The following is a 2,722-nucleotide window of genomic DNA, read 5'->3' on the forward strand; positions in this document are numbered from 1 at the left end:
CTTACTCATTACTTACAAATTTCTTACGTCCAAAATAGCTTCTATAATTGGACAGACGGAGCATTTTATGTATCAAAGAAACTTCATATTTTTCCAATAAGTACATAAAAAACAGCGAGTTTTTTCACAAGAAGAAAAAAGCTGCAATCAGTCAGTTTCACCGACTTATCGCAGCTTCTCTTCTTTTTACCTTATTTTATCGATGAAGCCAAACTGCACCTGCAGACTTGTCTTCAGCTTGGCCTACCACTTCAAACTTCAGTCCTAGCTTCGGTAACTTACGTCCTGCATCAGGAATAACGCTGTTGATGTATTGCTTAGAATCATCAAATTTTGCCACTCCTGGTAATCCTTTATAATCAAAGATACCGCGTGTTGGTGAATTTACTTTCCATGCTGGCGTTTGATCAAATGAGAATGCCGCATCGGCAATTTGATAACGCGTACTGCTCTTCACAGTAGGTTGTCCGTTTAATGTCCCTACAATTGCCTCTGGATGAGAATCTACTACTCCTAAGAACCCTTCACCTGGATGAACGCCTACCCAGTTATCTGTAAAGCTTTGATCCGCATACCATACAACCATTCCTGTATTAAATACTGGGCCACGTGCATATTGTAACGCAGTGTCAGAACCAGCGTAATTTCTCCACTCTACATAGTAATTATGTTTTTTCTGTTCAAATCCGTTAGACACAGTAAAGCCTTTTAACGTCATTGCAGGCTGACCTTCTGCATCATCAGAGAAAACAACTTTTCCATCTACAGTTAAGGCTGCATTATCTAACGCAAATCCTTTATAAGCTACTGCAATATCTGTTAAGTACTCAAATTGCAGTTTTACTTTTTTTCCTTTGAATTGGCTTAAATCGTATGATTTATCAACCCACTTACCATCAGTTGTATCCGCGCCGCCTTTTATATCTTTTTCGCCCATTCTATCAATGCGTGTCTTCGTTCCATCTTCTGCAATCGCATATACGTCAAGGAAATCATACTTCGCTTCAAGTTCGTAAAATGCCTTATAATCGAACTTAGCATCCTTTGCATTTGTTAAGTCAAATACTGGTGTCTCAAGTGTTGTATGAATGTCATTTCCTTTTGTACTGTAATAGAACTTCTTACCAAACGCTGATTCGATATTTTTTATATCTTTGTCCGGCAAGTTAACACGAACAATTCCAGGTCGTTTAGATTTTGTAGTACTTTGATCTACATATGTTGCAACACCGATTCCTTTGCTAAGTTTGTCATAATCTACTTCAAGAATATTCGCCCAGTTCCCCTTCATATTCTTTTGGAAAAACTCTTTATTTTGTGGCGAGAAACTCGTTGGCTCTGTTCCTGCAATTTTTCCAGCCCAGCTACCACCACTCATAATAGACCATGACTCAACAGGTTCACCTTGTCCTGAGTACTTTGTATCATATTCATCTGGTAAGCCTAAATCATGGCCATACTCATGTGCAAACACACCAACTGCTCCGTCTTCAGGCTCGATTGTATAATCATATGCAGCCATCTTTCCGCCCCAGTTCGAAACAGAAGATTTCGTGCCATCAATTGCATATGGTTTTGAACCTAGTTTTGAACGATGTGACCAAATCGCATCATCTTTCAATTTACCGCCGCCAGCTTCTTGACCAACGCCAGCATGTACAACCATTAAATGATCAATAATGCCATCTGGCTCATTTTTATTTCCATCACCATCTTGATCGTATTGATCAAATTGGTCATAGTCTGCTAAATTGATTCCTTTTGCTACCGCTGCTTTTAATGCTTCTTTCACAAAATCTTTTGGTCCTAAAGGCCCCTTGTTATCATGCCCAGTACCCGCATCAGCACCATAATCTGATGCTTTTCCTGGAACAGTAAGCCATTCTGTTACAGTCCCATCAACTGTATAGCTACCACCAGATTGTTCTTCATAATATTGCTTAAATGTGTTAATTTTCGATCCATCAAATAAAGTAAATGGTTCATCACCAAATAACATTTTTTGATAATGTTCACGATTAAAGTCCTTAGAATACATGTATCCTGGCTCTTGATCAATATTGTTATGCTTAAAATCGCTAAATTCTACAAGTAAAACAAGTACTTTATCTTTTCGAACAGCTCCATTGTATTCTTCTTGCTTCGCTGATGTAGTAGGTACTTTTCCATTTAATTTCCCAGGGTTCAATGCTGCACCTTGTCCAGCTACTGGGCCTACTTCAGGCTGCTGCGCCTGTTCATTTTCCCTCATTTTTGCATCTTTTACTTTTTTCATAAAGTCAGAGGCTTCTTGCGTAAGACTATCTCCTGTTAAGATTTCTTTCCCAGGGTTTTCCCCTTTCTTTTTCTCAACATATTTTTCGACAGCCTTTGAAGTCTCAGCTTGTGATGCAGATTGATCAATTACCCCCCGTTGTTTTAGCGCTTCAGCCAAACGCTCCTCCGGTATTAAGTGCTCATCTATTGGTAGAGATGATGTTGGTGTCTCAGCATACGCTGCGTGACCTCCAAAAGTAAACGTACTACTTAGTACTGCTGCTGTTGTTAATACCGCTAATGGTTTTAATTTCTTTTTCTTTTTCTTTTTCAATGTATTTCCTCCCCAGTGTCTGCAAATTATCGTTTTTTGCCGATAACAACATAATATTCGTTATAATACGAATATTCAATCTTTTTCAACAAATAAAATGTTGAGAAATATTTTTTTATGCAGGGTGAAATA

Annotated in this window: 1 protein-coding gene; it reads right to left on the reverse strand. The window is 38.4% G+C overall.

Features of this window, described 5'->3' with window-relative positions:
- Positions 1-196: 196 nt before the first annotated feature.
- The gene (locus ACQGS6_RS26015; protein ID WP_426965849.1) at positions 197-2,590 is read right to left on the reverse strand and encodes an immune inhibitor A domain-containing protein; all 2,394 of its coding nucleotides are present in this window, start codon (positions 2,588-2,590) and stop codon (positions 197-199) included.
- Between the last annotated feature and the right edge of the window lie 132 nt (positions 2,591-2,722).

This window comes from Bacillus sp. GMs2/2 (assembly GCF_050172095.1).
GTDB lineage: Bacteria > Bacillota > Bacilli > Bacillales > Bacillaceae_G > Bacillus_A > Bacillus_A cereus.